Here is a 21,399-nt window from a genome sequence, read left to right as displayed (position 1 = left end):
TTAAGCCTCATAGGCAATGCATTATAGATTATATAATATTGAATTTTTTGGTTGCAACAGTCATATAGATTGATTCACTTACCATGAATTTAGCAAGCAACGACGAGATTAAGTGAAGTGTGCTAGGTAAGCACTGATGAGTAAAGTAGTAATTGACAGAAAAGACATGAACTGAACACGAAAACCCGTTTTATATTATCGTTTACGTCGCTAAGTGTGCATCGTATTTATGCATATTGGCCACGCTTTTAATTTGTTTCCACGTTTACTGTAAGGACTCTCGATGGCATATTCTTATACTGAAAAAAGCGTATTCGCAAAAGTTTTGCTGAATTGCCCACTGTAATGGACGTTCCCTATTTACTGTCTATTCAAGTAGATTCTTATGAGCAATTTTTGCAAGAGCATAAAAAGCCAAAAGCTCGTGAGAATACTGGTTTGCAAGCTGCGTATTCCTCTATTTTCCCAATTGAGAGTCACTCTGGTAACGCGGAGTTGCAATTTGTTGAGTACTATTTAGGTACGCCTGAATTTGATGAGCGTGAGTGTATCTTACGTGGTTCAACGTTCGCGGCGCCGATGCGTGTCAAAATTCGTTTGATCATCAAAGATAAAGATAGCAAAGATAAAGATAGCAAAGCCGCTATCAAAGATATCCGTGAGCAAAGCGTTTACATGGGCGAGATACCTTTGATGACGGCGAACGGTACTTTCATTATTAATGGTACTGAGCGTGTTATCGTATCTCAGCTACATCGTTCACCTGGTGTGTTCTTTGACCATGATAAAGGTAAGTCGCATTCAAGTGGTAAAGTGCTTTATAACGCGCGTATTATCCCTTACCGTGGTTCATGGTTAGACTTTGAATTTGATGCAAAGGACTTAGTCTTTGCTCGTATTGACCGTCGCCGTAAGCTATTGGCGTCTATCATTCTACGTGCACTTGGCCTGACTACATCTGAAATTCTAGATTTGTTCTTTGATAAAGTTGCTGTTTATAAAGCTGAAGAGACGTTTGAAATTGATCTAGTTGCTGATCGTCTACGTGGCGAAATGGCGCAGTTTGATATCGTATCACCTGAAGGTGACGTTATTGTAGAGCAGGGCAAACGTATTAACGCACGCCGTATCCGTCAGCTTGAAGAAGCAGGTATGACGAAAATTGCTGTGCCTGATGAATACCTATATGAGCGTATTTTAGCTGAAGACATCGTTGTTAATGATGAAATCATCGCTAAAGCGAACACGCCAATCGACCACGAGTTATTGGTGAAATTGAACTCATTTGAAGCCAGTGGTGCCATCAAAGAGTTCAGCATTTTGTTCACTAACGATATCGACCAAGGCAGCTATATTGCTGATACGCTACGTGCTGATAGCACCTCAACCCGCGAAGAAGCATTGATCGAAATCTACAAAGTTATGCGTCCAGGTGAGCCGCCAACGGTTGAAACGGCTGAGAAACTGTTTGAGAGCATGTTCTTCAACGCCGATCGTTATGACCTATCTAACGTCGGTCGTATGAAGTTCAACCGTCGTCTTGGTCTGCCATTTGAAAACACCGATGACCCAGACGTACAACGCGAACGCAGTGTATTGACCAACGATGATATCGTTAATGTTCTAAAAGAACTTATCGAAATTCGTAACGGTCGCGGCGATGTCGATGATATTGACCATCTAGGTAACCGCCGTATTCGTTCAGTGGGCGAGATGGCAGAAAACCAATTCCGTGTTGGTCTAGTACGTGTTGAGCGTGCCGTAAAAGAGCGTTTGAGCTCAGCAGAGTCAGACAACTTGTCACCACAAGATTTGATTAACTCTAAGCCAGTAGCGGCTGCGGTTAAAGAATTCTTTGGTTCAAGCCAGTTGTCACAGTTTATGGATCAGAACAACCCATTGTCTGAAGTTACCCATAAGCGCCGTGTATCAGCGTTAGGACCTGGTGGTCTAACTCGTGAACGCGCAGGCTTTGAAGTACGTGACGTACATGATACCCATTATGGCCGTGTATGTCCTATTGAGACTCCTGAAGGTCCAAACATTGGTCTGATCAACTCACTAGCGACATTTGCTAAAACCAACAGCTTTGGCTTCTTAGAAACGCCATATCGCCGTGTGGTTGATGGTAAAGTGACTGATGATATTGAATATCTATCAGCAATCGAAGAAGTCGGTACTGTTATTGCACAGGCTGACTCTCCGATGACTGAGGATGGCGCGTTATCTGACGAGATGGTCAGTGTACGTAGCTATGGTGAATTTGTTCGTATGCCGCCAGAAAAAGTGACGCATATGGATGTATCACCAAGTCAGGTAGTATCGGTTGCAGCAGGTCTGATTCCGTTCCTAGAGCATGATGATGCTAACCGTGCCTTGATGGGCTCGAACATGCAGCGTCAGGCGGTTCCTACCCTGCGTGCTGATAAGCCATTGGTAGGTACCGGTATGGAGCGTCACGTTGCTCGTGACTCAGGTGTTTGTGTCATCGCTAAGCGTGGCGGTGTGATTGAAGATGTTGATGCATCACGTATCGTGGTTCGTGTCAACGAAGACGAGATGGTTGCTGGTGAAGCGGGTATTGATATCTATAACTTGATCAAATACACGCGCTCTAACCAAAACACTTGTATCAACCAACGTATCATCGTTAACCAAGGTGACGAGATTGCTTTGGGTGATATCTTGGCTGATGGTCCATCAACGGATCTTGGTGAGCTAGCACTTGGTCAGAACATCCGCATCGCATTTATGCCGTGGAATGGTTACAACTTTGAAGATTCAATCTTACTATCTGAAAAAGTCGTAAAAGAAGATCGTTTCACTACGATTCATATCCAAGAATTGACTTGTGTGGCTCGTGATACCAAGCTAGGTACAGAAGAGATCACGGCTGATATTCCAAACGTTGGTGAAGCCGCACTATCAAGTCTTGATGAAGCAGGTATCGTCTATATCGGTGCTGAAGTTGATGCTGGTGATATTCTCGTTGGTAAAGTGACGCCAAAGGTGAAACGCAGCTAACGCCAGAAGAGAAACTACTACGCGCTATCTTTGGTGAAAAAGCGGCGGATGTGAAAGACACTTCACTACGCGTACCAACTTCAAGTAAAGGTACGGTTATTGACGTACAGGTTTTCACCCGTGATGGCGTTGAAAAGACGCACGCGCAAGAGCGATTGAAAAATCGCAGCTTGATAGCTATCGCAAAGATTTGAAAGAAGAGCTACGTATCTTTGAAGAAGCGGCTCGCGGTCGTATTAGTACTCTACTAGATGGCCAAAAAGTCAGCGGCGGTGCTGGTCTAAAAGCCGGTACGGTTATGGCATTGGCTGATATGAAAGATATGAGCCTTGAAACATTGCTTGATATCCAGCCAGTAGAAGAAGAAATCTCTGAGCGTCTGACGCAAATCTCTGATTACTTGGTTGATAAGCAAAAAGACATCGATGTGAAGTTTGCCGAGAAAAAACGCAAATTGACTGCTGGTGATGACTTACAACATGGCGTACAAAAAAATCGTTAAAGTATATCTAGCGGTTAAGCGTCGTATTCAGCCTGGTGATAAGATGGCTGGTCGTCATGGTAACAAAGGTGTGGTATCGCGCATCATGCCAGTTGAAGACATGCCTTATGATGAAAATGGTAATACAGTTGACATCGTATTGAACCCACTTGGTGTACCATCTCGTATGAACATTGGTCAGGTTCTAGAGACGCATTTGGGTATGGCAGCGAAAGGATTGGGCGGAGAAGATTGATGGTATGCTCAAATCTCAAGCAGCGATCAAAGAGCTACGTGACTTCTTGGACAAAATCTATAACCAAGTAGGCGGTGAGCAAGTTGATCTTGATAGCTTAAGTGATGATGACATCATGGCGCTAGCAGACAACTTACGTGGCGGTGTACCAATGGGCACAGCAGTATTTGACGGCGCAAAAGAAAGCCAAGTCAAAGACCTGCTTGAGCTTGCTGGTATGGATCGCGATGGTCAGCAGACATTATATGATGGTCGTACAGGTCAGAAATTTGACCGTAAAGTGACCGTGGGTTACATGTACATGCTCAAGCTTAACCATTTGGTTGATGACAAAATGCATGCGCGTTCAACGGGTTCTTACTCTCTAGTCACGCAGCAGCCACTCGGCGGTAAAGCGCAGTTTGGTGGTCAGCGCTTCGGTGAGATGGAAGTGTGGGCATTAGAAGCATACGGCGCGACTTACACGTTGCAAGAAATGCTAACGGTGAAGTCGGATGACGTTGAAGGCCGTACTCGTATGTACAAAAACATCGTTGATGGTGAGCAGTATATGGATCCAGGCATGCCTGAGTCGTTCAACGTACTGACCAAAGAAATCAAATCATTGGGTATTAATATTGAGTTAAAACAAAGCAACTAGCCCGTTGTTTAACTTAGTTGTCCACTAAAGGCAGTCTGCTTTATTGCTGCTGCTTTTAGTGATTTGTCTCAACCCTATTCATTGCCTTCATTCATCTTATCTGCGTCAATGGTACGCTGTCAGATGATTATAAAGATAACGGAGAAGCAACTTGAAAGATTTACTCGATATCATGCAAAGCCCTACCGGCAACGGTAATACAGAGTTTGATAGCATTCAAATTACTCTAGCCTCACCTGACGTCATCAAGTCATGGTCGCACGGCGAAGTAAAAAAACCTGAAACCATCAACTATCGCACGTTCAAACCTGAGCGTGATGGTCTTTTGTGCCAAAATATTTGGCCCAGTAAAAGATTTTGAATGTCTATGTGGTAAATATAAGCGCCGTAAGTTCCAAGGCGTTATCTGCGAAAAATGTGGTGTTGAAGTCACCACTGCGAAAGTTCGTCGTGACCGCATGGGTCATATTGACCTAGCCAGTCCTGTGGCGCACATTTGGTTCCTAAAATCACTACCAAGCCGCATCGGTCTATTGCTAGACATGACATTGCGCGATATTGAGCGCGTCCTGTATTTTGAAAGCTACATCGTGACTGATCCTGGTCTGACTTCTTTAGAAAAGTATCAGTTGCTTGATGATGAAGATTATTACAAAGCACTTGAAGAGTTTGGCGACGAGTTCACTGCCAAGATGGGTGCGGAAGCTGTCCAAGACCTATTGAAAGATATCGATATGGATCTTGAGATTGATGAGCTGCGTGAAGCGATTCCACAAACAGGTTCTGAGACCAAGCTTAAGAAGATGTCTAAGCGTCTTAAATTATTAGAAGCATTCCGTGACTCTAATAACAAGCCTGAGTGGATGGTAATGAATATCTTGCCAGTACTACCACCAGATTTGCGCCCGTTAGTACCGCTAGAAGGTGGTCGTTTTGCGACGTCAGATCTAAACGATCTATATCGCCGTGTGATCAACCGTAACAACCGTCTTAAGCGTCTGCTTGAGCTGAGTGCACCTGATATCATCGTACGTAACGAAAAACGTATGTTGCAAGAGTCAGTGGATGCGTTGCTTGATAACGGTCGTCGCGGTCGTGCCATCACTGGTAGTAACAAGCGTCCATTGAAATCTTTGGCTGATATGATCAAAGGTAAGCAAGGTCGTTTCCGTCAGAACTTGCTTGGTAAGCGTGTCGATTACTCTGGTCGTTCGGTTATCGTTGTAGGCCCAACACTACGTTTACATCAGTGTGGTCTACCGAAGAAAATGGCTCTAGAATTATTCAAGCCATTTACTTATAACAAACTATTGTCTCATGGTTTAGCGACTACGATCAAAGCTGCCAAAAAGATGGTAGAGCGTGAAGAGCCACAGGTGTGGGATATGCTGGCCATGGTTATCCGTGAGCATCCAGTACTTCTCAACCGTGCGCCAACACTTCACCGTTTGGGTTTACAAGCATTTGAGCCAGTATTGATCGAAGGTAAAGCCATCCAGTTGCATCCGCTTGTTTGTACTGCATTCAACGCCGATTTCGATGGTGACCAAATGGCCGTTCACGTGCCATTGACCCTAGAAGCACAGCTTGAATCACGCGCCTTGATGATGTCTACTAACAACATCTTGTCACCTGCGAACGGTGATCCAATCATCGTACCATCACAGGATGTTGTACTTGGTCTATATTACATCAGTCGCTCGTCGATCAATGCCAAAGGCGAAGGCATGATATTTTCGACCGTCAACGAAGCTTTGCGTGCAATTGGTTCAAACGATTTACATGTAAACGCGAAGATCAAAGTGCGTGTCACTGAAACACAAATTGACGAAGACGGTAACGAGACCAAAGAAACCAGTATCAAAGATACAGTTGCTGGTCGTCTACTTATCTGGAACATCATGCCTAAAGGTATGACGTTTGATGAGTGTAACCAAGAGATGACGAAGAAAAATATTTCTCGTTTGATCAACTCTTGCTACCGTAAAGTGGGCGTCAAAGAAAGCGTTATGTTTGCTGACCAATTGATGTATCTTGGTTTTGCTCAAGCAACGCTATCTGGTGTGTCTATCGGTATTGATGATATGGTCATTCCACCACTGAAAAAGCAAATCATCGAAGTGGCAGAAGGCGAAGTTCGTGAAATCGAAGATCAATTTGAGCAAGGCTTTGTGACCGCAGGTGAGCGCTATAACAAAGTCGTTGATATCTGGTCACGTACCAATGACAAAGTCGCTAAGGCGATGATGGATAATTTGGCAACAGATAAAGTTATCAATGCGCAAGGCGAAGAAGACGAGCAGAAGTCATTCAACTCGATCTTTATCATGTCGGATTCTGGCGCTCGTGGTAGTGCGGCACAGATTCGTCAGTTGGCCGGTATGCGTGGTTTGATGGCGAAACCAGATGGCTCAATCATTGAGACACCAATTAAAGCGAACTTCCGTGAAGGTTTGACCGTACTACAGTACTTCATCTCAACGCATGGTGCACGTAAAGGTCTAGCGGATACAGCACTAAAAACAGCTAACTCAGGTTACCTAACTCGTCGCCTAGTTGATGTGGCGCAAGATTTGGTGATCACCAGTGATGACTGTGGTACTGAAGAAGGCCTACTCATGAAGCCACATATCCAAGGTGGTGAAATCATTGAGAAGCTAGGTGATCTCGTACTTGGTCGTGTGACTGCCCGTGACGTTACTTACAATGATGACAGTGAAAAGTATTGATTCCAGCGGGTACCTTGATTGATGAGTATTGGGTTAATGTCCTTGATAACAACGCAATCGATGATATCTGGGTACGTTCGGTGATTACTTGTGATATCGAACATGGTGTGTGTTCACAGTGTTATGGTCGTGATCTGGCTCGTGGTCACAAAGTCAATATCGGTGAGTCAGTCGGTGTCATGGCAGCGCAGTCAATTGGTGAGCCTGGTACCCAGTTGACCATGCGTACCTTCCATGTGGGCGGGGCCGCGAGTTCAGCATCTGTGGACAACAGCATCTCTGTACGTAATGCTGGTCAAGCGCACTTTGAAAACATGAAAACGGTACAGCATACTGATGGTCACTTAGTCATCGTATCGCGTTCAGCTGAAATCGCATTGACCGATGAGCTTGGCCGTGAGCGTGAGCGCTATAAAGTACCGTACGGTTCAAGCGTTCTTGTGAAAGACGAAGAGCAGGTTGAAAGCGGTCAAACCATCGCTAAATGGGATCCGCATACCCATCCAATTATCACAGAATTTGCTGGTACAGCACGTTTCAGTGATATCGTTGATGGTTCAACGGCGACCGTTAAGGTTGATGATGCCACTGGTATGAGCTCGTTTGAGATTCTAGCGACTCGTGACCGTTCAAGTTCAGCAAAAGACTTACGTCCTGCCATTATCTTGAACACTGACGAAGGCAAAGAAGTGGTTTACTTCTTACCAGCTGAAACGATCATTCGCGTGAGCGATGGTGAAAAAAGTAGCAGCAGGTTCGATTCTAGGCCGTGTCCCACAAGCCTCTTCTGGTACAAAAGATATTACCGGTGGTCTACCACGTGTTGCTGATCTATTTGAAGCACGTCGTCCAAAAGATCACGCCATCATGGCAGAAATGACGGGTGTCGTGAGCTTTGGTAAAGAGACCAAAGGTAAGAACCGCTTCATTATTACCAATGAAGATGGCGAAGTACATGAAGAGCTGATTCCAAAATGGCGTCAAATCAACGTCTTTGAAAACGAGACGGTAGCACGTGGTGAGATTATTGCAGATGGTCCACAAAACCCGCATGATATCTTGCGTTTGAAAGGCCAGACGGCACTTGCTGATTATATCGTCAACGAAGTACAGGACGTCTATCGCTTGCAGGGTGTAAAAATCAACGATAAGCACATCGAAGTTATTATTCGTCAGATGCTGCGTAAAGTTGAAGTCACTGACGGCGGCGATTCAAGCCACTTCAAAGGTGATCAGGTCGAGTATGCAGATATTAAAGCGTTGAATGCGAAACTAGAAGCGGAAGACAAATTCCCAGTACAGTTTGAACGTCAATTATTAGGTATCACTAAGGCAAGTCTTGCAACTGAAAGCTTTATCTCAGCGGCGTCTTTCCAAGAAACAACCCGTGTACTAACGGCGGCGGCTGTGACTGGTAAAGTGGATGAGCTACGTGGTCTGAAAGAAAACGTGGTCGTTGGTCGCTTGATTCCTGCAGGTACGGGTCTTGCTTATCACAAGGCACGCAAAGAGACAGCGGATCAGAAGCTACAAGACAGTGATCTAAATGCAGCGTTTGATATGACTGCAAGCACTGACAGCAAAGACTTTGCAAGCTTTGATGAGGCCTTTGCTCAAGAGCTAAATCAAAATAATTAATCGTATTGAGTATTTTGTTACATTCCCAATTTAAGAAAAAAGCCAGCCTAAGTCGCTGGCTTTTTTGTGTGTATAAAAACTGAGAAAGGCATGGTGCTATTATCTAAAAAAAATAGTACACTGGAAAATAAGCCTCAATTTACTATCTATAGAAGGGATAAGTCGCACATGGCAGGTAAAACTCGCGTTGCCAAATATCAAGCAGATCGTACCAATCAAAAACTGTATTTCTGCCGTCTCTCTTGTCAAGCAGCAGGCAGCACCAATGATAAGCAGCTATATCAAGCTCATTGTGAAACGGCTATTTTTCATTTGTATGGTGCGCTGCTGGCATTCACTCAAGAACTGGGTCATTTTTATAGCTTAAATATGACCGCACCAACTTTGTCAGATATTGAGCAAGCACTAAGCGAGCGCACGCAGGTATCTCCTGAGATTCAGCGTTTGCAGCAATTGCAGCAGCAAGGCTTTATTGCAAATATAGAGCGCGCTTATGAGCGTTGTCTCTATGCGGTACCACCAGATACGGTTGTGGATGAAAAACCAAGTAGCGATTTAGCCGCGCCCGACCTTATTGTGAATGTCGTTACTTTGTCAAATCAATGGTTACCTGATGAGGCAACGATAAGAGAATGGCGTAATCAGCTTTTAGAGCTGATCGAGCAACTACGTGCAGGGATGGTTGATTTTTAGCAGGATGAGTCTATTCGAAATATAATATCTACAAAAAAGGCTTATTCAGTGATGACTGAACAAGCCTTTTTTTTATATCGGTAGCTAGAGATACCAGTAGATTATTCTGGCATCGGGGGCATACGCTGGACCGGCGTAACCGATAAAGGGTTTTGCGGCACGCTATCGTTACTACGGCTATTGTTTGCTTGAGCTGCTGAGTTGTTAGTATCTGCAGTGGGCTCGGCGACTGTCGGTTTGCGCTGCTGAATTTGAGTCTTGACCGGTTTTGCTGGTGCGCTATTATCAGAGATGTCGTCATCATCAGTTATAATACCATCATCGGTCATTTCTATAATTTGCTGTTGCTGCTTTTTAGATTTTGAGCGGTTATTGATAGACACCCATTGGTTTGGCGTGTCTTTGAGCTGAGCTTTCATAAAGTCCATCCAGATGGGCAGGGCAGCCACACCACCATACTCTCGGCGACCCATAGATGTTGGCTGATCAAACCCCATCCATACAACCGTTGCATTGGTAGGATGAAACCCTGCAAACCAAGCGTCTTTGGCTTCGTTGGTTGTACCGGTTTTGCCGCCAATATCATCACGGCCTAAGGCTTTTGCTCGTACTGCAGTACCACGTTGCACCACATCACGTAAAATATCTGCCATTTCAAATGCTACTCTAGGCTTTAATATCCTTGGTGCTTGTTTGGCTGCTATGTATTGTACGACAGGTGCTTTTAGGCGATCTGATTGTGGACCAGCGTCATAGACAGTAAGATCGATTGCTTCATCCGTTTCTTCTACATTTTCACTATTTTCTAGCTCTGTGCTCTCGGTAGCCAATTCTTCAGTAGTACTGTTTTTATCTTCTAATGATTTGTTATATTCTTCTATCAGGTTTTTATTAACCGCTTCAAGTTGCTCATTAAAGCATAAGGCGCAAGCCTGAAGTGGATTGGCCTGAAATAATAACTCGTTTTTATAATTATAAATTTGCTCAATAAAGTAAGGTTGTACGCGGTGACCACCATTAGCAAAGGTTGAATACGCCGTTGCCATTTGCAATGGGGTTGCTTGTCCTGCCCCTAGAGCCAACGATAAAGTTGTTGGTAGTTTTTCTTTGTCTAGGCCGAACTCATCTAAGAGGTTGCGCGCATCAGAGATACCAATGGCTTGTAGGAGACGGATAGAAACCAAGTTGCGCGATAAATACAAACCGCGACGTAAGGTAATGTCACCTAAGAAGCGTTCATCAGAGTTTTTAGGTTTCCAGTCGCCTACTTGAATAGGGCGATCTGAAACAATACTGTCTGGGCGATAGCCTTTTTCCAAAGCGGCGGTATAGACCAATGGTTTGATGGTTGAACCAGGTTGGCGCCATCCTTGTAAGGCTCGGTTGAACTTACTGTGTTTGAAATCAAAACCGCCTACTAATGCATTAACCGCGCCGGTTTCTGGATTTAATGAAACCAGACTACCTTGTATTTTGGGTATCTGCCCTAGTTGCCAATTACCATTTGCGGTAGGTATCACGCGGACAATATCGTTTTTGCTCACTATTTGGCCAGCATTATTAGGATAGTAACCGATACGATTGGCAGAGATGTATTTGCGTGCCCAGCTCATGCCAGACCAATTGACCGTTACACTTTCACCAGACTGTAATATCGCTTCAAAACTACGAGAGTTGACCTTGGTAACTTTGGCAGGAGACATATTGCTATAGCGCTGAAAGTTTTCGAGAGGCTCGTCATTTGCCTCTGCACCGCGCCAGCCATGACGATGCTCGTAAGCAATCAGCCCAGTTAATATGGCAGCCTCTGCCGCCGTTTGTGCCTTGCTATCGACCGTGAGACGAACGCGCCAACCACTGTGCATGACTTGCTCACCATAGCGTTCAACTAAGGTTGCACGTGTCATTTCTGCCAAATAGGGCATATTAACGTCGAGTTTTTCTTGATATAGCTTAATGCCAACGGGGGAGTTAACGGCCTCATCATGCTGAGCTTTGGTGATATAACCAAGCTCATGCATACGGCCAATAATCCAGTTACGCCGAGTCAACGCGCGGCTAGGATTGGCAACAGGATTATATTTAGAAGGGGCTTTTGGTAAACCGGCAAGCATTGCCATTTCAGCAATAGTAAGATTATCTAGTGATTTACTGTAGTATTTTTTGGCAGCGGCGCGGGATACCATAAGCGCCTTCGCCCAAATAAATCTTATTGACATATAAAGTCAAAATATCGTTTTTACTCAGCTCGTCTTCGATTTTACGTGCTAAAAATAATTCCGTCAGTTTGCGGTTTAGAGTACGCTCAGGACTTAAAAAATAATTTTTGGCGACCTGCATTGTAATAGTTGAGCCACCAGTCTGACTGTCATCATCAGTCACCACTTCAGTGACCGCACGCCCAAGACCTTTGATACTGATGCCACTATGCTGAAAGAAAGAAGCATCTTCTGCCGCTAAAAAAGCGTGAGTCAAATCTTCAGGAATTTCATCAAATGTGACTGGTAACGATAAACGATTGCCGTATTGGCCGATTAATTTGTCATCGCTACTATAAATCTGCAATGGCATTTCTAAATTGGCAGTTTTTATCTCTTGAATACTTGGCAAAGTTGGCGATAAATACATCGCCATCCCATAAAAACCAATAGGTACAGCAAGCGCTAAGATAACTGCCAATGCTAGGCAAGCGACGAAAAGTCCCACCAAGAAATGAATGAGACGAGCGGTAGCATTTTTTTGGCCATAATAAGACTTATTCATTAGAATTTGTAGCGGATAAGGTATTATACCTTGAACAAAATCAACAGGTCATAATAAATGTGTAAGTAGGCCTTAATATATTTTTAAACGCTTGAATCTACCAATTAAGTAAAGTATTGTATTCAATTATTACAAATAACTATCAGATTGTACACTTAATATAAGGTATAGAGTTTGTGAGGCTATTTACTTCCAAAAAGTCGACATTTGATTGGTGTGGATATTTGTGCCACTTCAGTAAAAATAGTGGACATACAGCGTCAACAAGGCATGTTCCACCTAAAATCTTACGGTATTGAGAGACTACCAGAAGGTGTAGTCGTCGACAAACTCCTAGTTGATACAGAGGCGGTTGGCAACATTATAGCGAGTCTAGCAAGACGTTGCCAAGTTGCGGGCAGTAATGCTGCAACCGCCGTATCAGGATCTGCCGTCATCACCAAAATTATTGATATGGATATGATGCTAAGCGATGTTGAGCGTGAAGCACAAATACGTTTGGATGCTGATCAATATGTGCCTTATCCATTAGAAGATGTCAATTTAGATTTTGAGGTGCTAGGTCCATCTTTAGTGAGTGAGGATATGGTACAAGTACTGCTTGCGGCCTCTCGCTCAGAAAACGTTGATCAGCGTGTTGATGCGTTGGCCTTTGGTGGTATGCAAACCAAGGTTATGGATATCGAGTCACATGCAATAGAGCGCGCTTTTGGACTGATGGCAGACAATCTGCCAAATATGCCAGAACTGGTCGCTTTGGTTGATATCGGCCATAATCAAACCACTTTATATATCGCAAAGAATGGTGAGTTTATTTATAGTCGCGAGCAATTGTTTGGCGGTGTTCAGTTAACAGAAGCGATTCAAAACCGGTATGGGTTGTCAGCTGAAGAGGCAACGCTGAGCAAACGTGAGCGCACATTGCCTGATGACTACTATCCTGAAGTTTTGACCCCTTTTATAGAAAATACCATTCAGCAAATCACTCGTTCCTTACAATTTTACTTCTCCTCAAGTCAGTATAGTAGTATTGACCACGTGGTACTTGCGGGTGGTAGTAGCTCCATTGCAGGTCTTGCTGGGATGGCACAACAAAAACTCGGTGTAAGCGTTAGTGTTGCCAATCCGTTTACCAATATGACCATTGCGCCTAATATCGATAATGAGCAATTGACCATTGACGCGCCAGGATTAATGGCTGCATGCGGTCTTGCGTTAAGGAGCTTTGACTAATGGCTCGTATTAACCTTTTACCTTGGCGACAAGAGGAGCGCGAGCGTCGTAACAAAGAGTTTATGACTCTGATCGTTGCGGTGACTTTGCTCACCTTATTGGCGGCCTTTGCTTCATGGAGCTATTTTAACAATGAGCTTGATGAACAGCTTGATGCTAATGCTTTGATTGAACAAGAAAATGCACGCTTAGACACCGCATTGACTGAGATTGACAGTTTAGAGCAGCGCCGTGAAGATATTATCTCACGTATGCAGGTCATTCAAGACTTGCAAGGTCGGCGTCCTGTACCAGTACGTTTGTGGGATGATCTGGCAAGAGCGATTCCACCAGCGCTTTATCTAACCAATCTCAAACGCGAAGGCGATGTATTAACATTGACTGGTCTGGCTGATAACCCAAACATTGTATCTAGCCTGATACGTAATTTGGACAGCAGTAAATGGATGGGTAACTCAGCAGTTAGCAATATTCAACAGAACATTAGCGCTTATGAAGCGGCCCCTGTACTAAATAATACCGTCACTACGGCTGGTGAGACACCGCGTCCAGTCTATCCTGAAGACAGTTATGTACAGTTCGTAGTGACGACTAAAGTACAATCAGAAACGCCTGTCCCTGCGGAAGATGGTGTGGGAGGGGGAGTTATGAAACTTGTCCGTAAAAAAAGCCTGATCAAGACCAAAAAAATTGCTTCAAAACCAAAGAAGCAGTTTGATCTTAATGAATTTCGTCGCAGTTTTGAGTCACTAGACTCTGAAAACTATGGCAGCTGGCCGTTACCAGTGAAGGTGACGGTGATCGGTCTTATTATTACCTTTATAGCGGCCCTATCATGGGCGCTACCGATTAGTAGTAAAATCGATGAGATCAATGCTGCTGAAAGTCAGCAACAGACCTTGCTTGAAAGCTATCGTGAAAAGAATCGCGCGCGCGTCACCTACAAGCCTATCAAGCACAGGTCGTTCAGATGGAAACGGAGTTTAATACCTTATTAGACCAGTTGCCAAAAGACACGCGTGTGTCAGAGCTGGTAGAAGGTATCAATATGACAGGTGTCGGTAGTAATATTCGTTTTCAAGACATCTCTGTCGAACCTGAGATTGAAAATGAATTTTTCATTGAGCAACCGATTCGCATTGCTGCTTTAGGTGAATATCATCAGTTTGGTAGTTTTATTAGTGGCCTTGCAGCACTGCCTCGTATCATCACCATGCACGATTTTGAGGTGAGTAACCCACAACCGAGCTTAGATGTTTTACCTGAGCTTAATCTAGTCTTGCAAACCAAAACCTATCGTTCAAAAGAAGCGACTCCTGAAGATGAAACGGCTCCTGCAGGTGATGCCGCCGCTACTGATGCAAATGCAGGAGGTAACTAATGAGTATGCAAAAACTACCCATGCTGTTGACTTTAAGTATCTCAGTGCTAGCGATGACTGGCTGTACGGATCGTATCGGTATGGCAGAGCAAGCGATGACTGACATCCGTAACCAGCCAGCGCAGCCTATCGAACCACCACCCAAAGCTGAACTAGTAGAAGACTTCGTCTATAGTGCAAGCTCACAGCGCAGCCCGTTTTTACCACCGAGCTTGGTGAATGTAGAGGGTCCTACCACTTCTATTGATGGCGTGCGCCCAGATATTACACGTGTAAAAGAACCACTTGAACAATACGAGTTATCGCAACTGGTTTTTCGAGGCGTAGTAGTGTCGCCTGAAGGTCAGCGATACGCATTGGTACAACGTCCTGATGGTTCAGTTGCTAGTGTGAAGGTAGGTGATTATCTTGGATTGAATGACGGCCGTATTGTTGAAATCACGCCGACCCAGATCAATTTGATTGAAATTGTGCCAGACAGCCGCGCTGGGTTTATTGAAAAACCCCAGTCGCTGGTATCCCCTATAAGCTAAGTCGGCAGATTTTTTGAGGAATAAATAATGACAGTACGCAATAACAAGGTAATGATGATGAGCAACCGCGTTTCTTCTGCTTTTGCCATTTCAGCACTGGCAGTCAGCATGGTGGCAGTCAGTAGTAGCGCCCACGCTGCACAGCGCATCAATAATGTGTCTGTAGTGCAAACTGCACCAGCAGTGACACAAATGCGTTTGGGGTTCACAGGTTTACCAGTATTGCCTGCAGCCTACGAGCTTGATGATCCTAGCCGCTTGGTATTAGACTTTGAACAAGTACAAAACGGTCTTGCCAGTCGTTTCAACGAATACAATATCGGTATGGTCAATGATGTCACCACGTTGAGTAGCGACAGTACGACGCGTCTTATCGTTGGCCTCAAGCAATCAGGCAATTATACAACAGCGATTGAGGGTAACGAGCTACTACTGACCATTACAGATCCTGATCGTCCAGTGATTACTAGTGACCCTGTACAAGATGTCCTTAATAACTCTAGCGGCATCACCACCACTGCAGTCGTCACGCCAATCGTTGAGACCAGCACGGTTCCCGTTGCAGCTGTCAGTACAAATAATACCGTCGTGGTAGAAAACGAAGTACCAGCCGATACGATGGTAGTCAGAGTTAATCCACTGTTGAACCCGCAACTTGCTTCGGCACAAGTGAGTAAGCAATACAGCTATGATGGTCTCAGCGCGGTCAATTTTTCGGCAGGTAATGATGGTGGCGGTAACGTCAGCATGGTACTTGCCAACGAAGCCATTCCGGTAGATGTACAACGCCAAGGTAATAAGCTTGTCGTACGTTTAACAGGCAGTACGGTCCCAAGAAACTTGCTACGTCGATTAAATATTAATAGTGGTTTGGTGAGTAGCATCGATACTAAAAACCAAGGACAAAATGGTGTCATCACTATTAATATGTTTGATGATTACGAGTATCAAGCTTACCAATCGGGCAATCAGTTAAATATTAGTATTAGCAAGCCTGAGCTGCTACGTGAGCCGACACTTGAGGGAGAGAGTATACAGCGGCGAGCCACTGTCTATGGAATTCCAAGACGTTGAAATTCGCAGTGTGTTAGATATTTTAGCGCAGTTTACCGAGATGAATATCGTTGCGAGTGATTCAGTCGCTGGTAACATCACCTTGCGTTTGATCAACGTGCCTTGGGATCAAGCACTCGATATTATCCTAAAAAGTAAAAAATCTAGGCAAGCGCGAAAATGGTAATGTGATTTTGGTTGCGCCTTCTACTGAACTCGCTGAACAAGAAGCACGTGAGCTTGAAGCGCAGCAAGCTGTTCAATCTTATGCGCCATTACGTACTGAATATATTCGTTTGAGCTATGCAAAAGCACAAGATGTCCTGACTTTGATTTCTCAAGGAAGTGGCTCATCTGGTAGTAGCGGTATAGGGGGCACGAGCGGACTTACAAATCGTGGAAATGACAATAATACGTTGTTGTCGGATCGTGGTACGGTAACAGTTGATGAGCGTACCAATACCTTGATTGTCAAAGATGTGGCAAATAGCATTGAAAATATTCGTACCTTAATTAGCAAGATTGACATCCCTGTGCGTCAGGTTATGATTGAAGCGCGTATCGTTAGTGCCACTGACAGCTTTAGTAAAGAGATTGGGGTTCGCTGGGGAATCTTATCAAATGGTGCAGCCAATAATCGTAGCTTGTTGGTTGGTGGTAGTGATCAAACTTTGTGGGACTTAAAAGATTTTGACGTAGAAACCACGACTGTCAATGGACAAACGGTTTCTTATCCTTCATATGACATCAGCCGTCCTGATAACTTAAACGTTGATTTAGGGGTGGATAATCCAGCCGGTAGTATCGCTTTTGGCCTATTAAGTTTATCTGATGTGATGCTTGATCTTGAACTATCAGCATTACAAGCGGACAATCGCGGTGAAGTCATCTCAACCCCGAAAGTTTTGACGGCCGACAAGCAAACCGCAAAAGTTTCTTCTGGTACCCAGATTCCTTATCAGGAAGCCTCAGCGAGCGGCGCAACTACAACCAGTTTTAGAGAAGCGGCACTGAGTTTAGAGGCGACACCAAATATCACCCCTGATGGTAAGATTGGATTGCAATTGCTGATTACCAACGGCACACCAATTAGGTCTCTTGATGGTCAAGTTGCTATTGCTGAAGACTCTATTTCCACCAATGTGACTATAGAAGACGGTCAAACCGTCGTATTGGGTGGTGTCTTTAGAAACCGTAACAGCAACGAGGTGGAAAAAGTGCCGTTTTTAGGCGATTTACCATACATTGGCCGTGCATTCCGCAGAGATGTGCGCAATAACAATAAGGAAGAGCTGTTGATATTTGTCACACCAAAATTGATCAATGATGGCACAAGTCGCTTGAATTAATCATAAATTTGTTGATTATTCACTAAAAAAGTAAGCCTTAGTGCTTACTTTTTTTTGTGCGTAAACTTAGCCTCTTTAATATTGCGAGCTATATGCATGGATTAATGGACGATAAGCTCTAAATATTACTAACAATAATCACAGCGCATTACTAGCCAGAATATCAATGACGTTGTATGATAGCTAATTTAGCTGAGTGAGTATTATGGTGCAGGAATTGCCGTCGGTGTTTTTAGTGGGTCCGATGGGAGCGGGGAAGACGACGATCGGTAAGTTACTGGCCAAGCAGTTAGGTCGCACTTTTGTAGATAGTGATTGGTATATCGAATCGCAAACCGGTGCTGACATTGCTTGGATATTCGCCAAAGAAGGTGAAGCGGGTTTTCGTGAGCGTGAAACACGTGCCATTGATGAGCTGACTCAAGCCCCCAAATTGTATTGGCAACTGGCGGTGGCGCAGTATTGGCTGCTGAAAACCGAGAGTTCTTAAGACAGCGTGGCATCGTGGTTTATCTCAATGCCCCAGTCGATGTGCAAATGGCCCGCACTTCTAAAGACAAGTCACGGCCTCTTTTACAACAGCCTAATCCTAGAAAAATACTGCAAGATCTATATAGTATTCGCGATCCATTATATCGTCAGGTCGCGCATATTATTATGCCCACTGGTCACACTTATCCGCGTCATATGGTCAGCCAATTAATGCAGCAGCTGAACGCATTTTTGATTGTACTGACACAACATCAAAAGACAATAAAGAGTAGACCGATATTATCTATTGATATGATAGGTAGGTATACTCAGCTACTTTTACCCAATTATAAATGCTTAAGGAGTGTCTCATGGCAACGTCACTGTTTCATGATAGCTTAACAGTTCGTACGCAAAGTCATGATTATCCAATCATTATTACTGAAGATGCGACGTCAAAAGACAGCAGTATGGCAAAGCAAGTCGCACCTTATATTAAGGGCTGCCAAGTATTGATTGTGACTAACGATACCGTGGCACCTCTATATTTGCAAGCTTTAGAAGACGAGCTAGCAGAGCAGTTTAAGGTAAAAGTTTGCGTGTTACCAGATGGTGAGCAATATAAGAACCAGACAAGCATTGACCAAATATATGATGCACTAATGGCAGAGCATTTCAATCGTGATGTCACGCTTATCGCACTTGGTGGCGGCGTGGTAGGTGATATGACAGGTTTTGCTGCGGCAAGTTTTATGCGCGGGGTCAACTTTATCCAAATTCCAACGACCTTATTATCGCAAGTCGATTCTAGCGTTGGCGGCAAAACGGGCATCAATCATGCGCAAGGCAAAAATATGATTGGCGCATTCTGGCAGCCACAAATGGTGCTCGCTGATATGAGTACGCTCAAAACGTTGCCTGCACGTGAGCTGTCAGCAGGAGTCGCTGAAATTATCAAGTATGCGCTTATCATGGATGAAGCATTCCTGACATGGCTTGAAGAGAATTTAACTGCAATGATGGCGTTGGATCTGGCAGTACTTGGCGAAGCCGTGAAGCGCTGCTGTCAATACAAAGCAGATGTGGTCGCTCAAGATGAAAGAGAGTCAGGTGTGCGTGCCCTGCTGAACTTTGGGCATACGTTTGGTCATGTGATCGAGACCCATCAAGGTTACGGCAATTGGTTGCATGGTGAGGGCGGTAGCGGCGGGCATGATGCAAGCAGCTGAACTGTCCCAAAAAATTGGTTGGTTGACCCTTGATGAGGTTGAGCGCATTGAGCGTGTTTTGATGCTAGGTAACCTGCCAACCAAACCGCCTGCCATTGATGTACAAACTGCTCTGGACTTGATGGGACACGATAAAAAAGTGAAACAAGGACAAATCCGGCTGATTTTGTTAAAATCAATAGGGGAGTGCAGTAGTGACCAATGACTTCGATAACGATCTGTTGCTCGAAGTATTGTCACAACACAGCGCATAATGTATCAAAATTTTAGTGAGTATTCGTACTAAAACTTGATATGTACAGCAGATTCATAGGCTGCACTAACTGCACTTCTATTTGAATGAGCATTGATGTAATGCTCTTAAATATGTTTTTACCAAGGATATTCCTATGGCAGCATCAAAATCGAAGACGCGTACCGCTGGCCAATCATACAGTCGTCAAGCCCTGATCTGGCTGGTCGCGACGTTACTATTAGGTGTTGTGACAGCGTTAGTCTGGATGCTAAGCCAAACGCCAGCGATGGGTGCCAAAATTGAAAACGAACCAGTATCAGCACCGCAAATGTTGGCTGATGAGTTTGAGCAACCATTAAAAATCGAGTCGCTTCACGAGCTGGATACCGATGTACAGCCGATTAGTTTTGATACGACTGTCCGTGACTTGCGTAATTATCCTGACGAGTTTAAAGACAAGCGCTATCTACTTGCCAACAAGGGTAAGTGGACCGTGCAGGTGATGAATGTCGCTGAAAATGACGTGATTGTCAGTTATTTAGAAGGCCGTGAAGATCGTGATAAGTTCGCTTATTTCCGCTATCTTGATAGTGAAAATCAAGTCCGTTATATACTGACTTACGGAATCATGAGTAGTCCACAGGAGGCCGTTGGGGCAGCAAAGCTCACAGATTTTAAACTGCCTGCCAATGTACGTGTACTACCGGAGGAGATCAATCGATACGTAAGTATTATCGATAACTACGAGCGTCCTGATCCAGTAAAAGACTTAAGTACGAAGCGCACGCGCGCTGTCAATCTAAAACCGACTAAGCGTGAAATACCAGTACGTCAGCAAGCGCAAGCAGTCAACAATACGGCTAATGAGCAAGAAGCCGCTAACACTAATACGAGTCGCGATAGTCAACGTTCCTCTAACGATAGCGCCCCAGTAGAAAGCATCCGTCAATCTGCAGATACCTCTGAAACATTATCTGTCACAGAAGAGCGCACAGTTGGTAATGAGCCACAATCAACTGATGAGGCATCAAGTCAAACGCAAAGTAATACCAACAACTCCAAGCAGGAAAATAAAAAGCCGTCAACAGCAGGTGCAGATAATAGCACCGCTAAAAAACCACCCGCTATACCTGCGCCAAAACCGCCCAATACGGGCAACAATGGGGCAAATAGTAATGCAAATGCACCTAAAAATAATAATGCGCCTAAAAATAATAGTGACAGTATCAAGTCGTTAATAGAGGACAAAAGCAACTGATACGCATTTTCTGTTATTGAAAACCCCACTAGCTAATTGGTTAGTGGGTTTTTTTATACTTCGTTTTTTTAATATATTAGTGGCTACTGTCGCTATTTTGGGGCAAAGTATTCAAGGTAGACAGATATCATCCATTGCCTCAGGTAACCCTAACATAGGCGCTTTATATTATATTTCTAATAGGTTTTTAATCGTCCTATAACCAATAGTAATGAGACCTTATACAAATTATGGCTGATGAATCGATAGAAAAGACTAGATTTTTTGTGAATCATTAACTAATATAACTGTGGGCGACGTTCTGTATAGTTATCGTAAAAAACTATTATTAAACAAGCATTTAGTGATAGATCTATCATTTATAGAGTTTATTACTGAAATTTGTTGTCTCAAGCGCGGCTACTTACAACCGACATCAAGATCATTGTAAGTG

6 protein-coding genes and 8 pseudogenes are annotated in these 21,399 nt (G+C 44.1%); 13 read left to right on the top strand and 1 reads right to left on the bottom strand.

The features are described from left to right. The first annotated feature begins 283 nt into the window (after positions 1–283). The 5 genes and pseudogenes from rpoB (at position 284) to PKHYL_RS14675 (ending at position 9,461) form a co-directional block, all read left to right on the top strand. Positions 284–4,401 (top strand): annotated as a pseudogene (rpoB, locus tag PKHYL_RS14685) (DNA-directed RNA polymerase subunit beta). Positions 4,402–4,573: 172 nt separating this feature from the next. Then, a pseudogene (gene rpoC / locus PKHYL_RS19065) lies at positions 4,574–7,130 on the top strand (DNA-directed RNA polymerase subunit beta'). Continuing rightward, positions 7,127–7,960: a hypothetical protein gene (locus tag PKHYL_RS19060; protein WP_442966083.1), complete on the top strand. Its 834-nt coding sequence runs from the start codon at positions 7,127–7,129 to the stop codon at positions 7,958–7,960. Before rpoC ends, PKHYL_RS19060 begins: the two are co-directional and overlap by 4 nt. Continuing rightward, a complete protein-coding gene (locus tag PKHYL_RS19055; protein WP_442966082.1) occupies positions 7,863–8,768 on the top strand; it encodes a hypothetical protein in 906 nt (301 codons plus the stop codon). Before PKHYL_RS19060 ends, PKHYL_RS19055 begins: the two co-directional genes overlap by 98 nt. Before the next feature lie 168 nt (positions 8,769–8,936). Further along, complete coding sequence (locus PKHYL_RS14675) at positions 8,937–9,461, top strand: DUF6586 family protein (protein WP_071002926.1); 525 nt, start codon at positions 8,937–8,939, stop codon at positions 9,459–9,461. A gap of 101 nt (positions 9,462–9,562) precedes the next feature. On the opposite strand, the pseudogene PKHYL_RS14670 reads toward PKHYL_RS14675, so the two are convergent. Next, a pseudogene (locus tag PKHYL_RS14670) lies at positions 9,563–12,224 on the bottom strand (penicillin-binding protein 1A). 207 nt (positions 12,225–12,431) lie between these two features. On the opposite strand from PKHYL_RS14670, the gene pilM reads away from it, so the two are divergent. The 8 genes and pseudogenes from pilM (at position 12,432) to PKHYL_RS14630 (ending at position 20,966) form a co-directional block, all read left to right on the top strand. Continuing rightward, positions 12,432–13,457, top strand: coding sequence for a type IV pilus assembly protein PilM (gene pilM / locus PKHYL_RS14665; protein ID WP_240365479.1), 1,026 nt, complete (start codon positions 12,432–12,434; stop codon positions 13,455–13,457). After that, positions 13,457–13,882: pseudogene (locus tag PKHYL_RS18310) on the top strand (PilN domain-containing protein); the annotation flags it as partial. The gene pilM and the pseudogene PKHYL_RS18310, both read left to right, overlap by 1 nt. Positions 13,883–14,104: 222 nt before the next feature. Further along, positions 14,105–14,838: pseudogene (locus PKHYL_RS18305) on the top strand (type 4a pilus biogenesis protein PilO). Next, positions 14,838–15,371 carry a pilus assembly protein PilP gene (locus PKHYL_RS14650; protein WP_058025948.1) on the top strand — a complete coding sequence of 178 codons (534 nt, stop codon included), beginning with the start codon at positions 14,838–14,840 and terminating at the stop codon, positions 15,369–15,371. Before PKHYL_RS18305 ends, PKHYL_RS14650 begins: the two are co-directional and overlap by 1 nt. A gap of 27 nt (positions 15,372–15,398) precedes the next feature. Further along, positions 15,399–17,773, top strand: a pseudogene (gene pilQ, locus PKHYL_RS14645) (type IV pilus secretin PilQ). 205 nt (positions 17,774–17,978) lie between these two features. Continuing rightward, positions 17,979–18,502: pseudogene (gene aroK, locus PKHYL_RS14640) on the top strand (shikimate kinase AroK); the annotation flags it as partial. A gap of 113 nt (positions 18,503–18,615) precedes the next feature. Continuing rightward, a pseudogene (gene aroB, locus PKHYL_RS14635) lies at positions 18,616–19,727 on the top strand (3-dehydroquinate synthase). 135 nt (positions 19,728–19,862) lie between these two features. Then, positions 19,863–20,966: a hypothetical protein gene (locus PKHYL_RS14630; protein ID WP_240365476.1), complete on the top strand. Its 1,104-nt coding sequence runs from the start codon at positions 19,863–19,865 to the stop codon at positions 20,964–20,966. Positions 20,967–21,399 lie beyond the last annotated feature (433 nt).

The organism is Psychrobacter sp. KH172YL61 (assembly GCF_007182895.1).
In the GTDB taxonomy this organism is placed as follows: domain Bacteria; phylum Pseudomonadota; class Gammaproteobacteria; order Pseudomonadales; family Moraxellaceae; genus Psychrobacter; species Psychrobacter pacificensis.
Note: the sequence above shows the minus strand (reverse complement) of the source record. Positions and strands in the feature narration are given on the sequence as shown.

Excerpts from the sequence above, each read along its gene's own strand:
- PKHYL_RS19055 (WP_442966082.1), top strand. The coding sequence starts at position 7,863 with ATGGTGAAAAAAGTAGCAGCAGGTTCGATTCTAGGCCGTGTCCCACAA.
- PKHYL_RS14675 (WP_071002926.1), top strand. The coding sequence starts at position 8,937 with ATGGCAGGTAAAACTCGCGTTGCCAAATATCAAGCAGATCGTACCAAT.
- PKHYL_RS14650 (WP_058025948.1), top strand. The coding sequence starts at position 14,838 with ATGAGTATGCAAAAACTACCCATGCTGTTGACTTTAAGTATCTCAGTG.
- PKHYL_RS14630 (WP_240365476.1), top strand. The coding sequence starts at position 19,863 with ATGGCAGCATCAAAATCGAAGACGCGTACCGCTGGCCAATCATACAGT.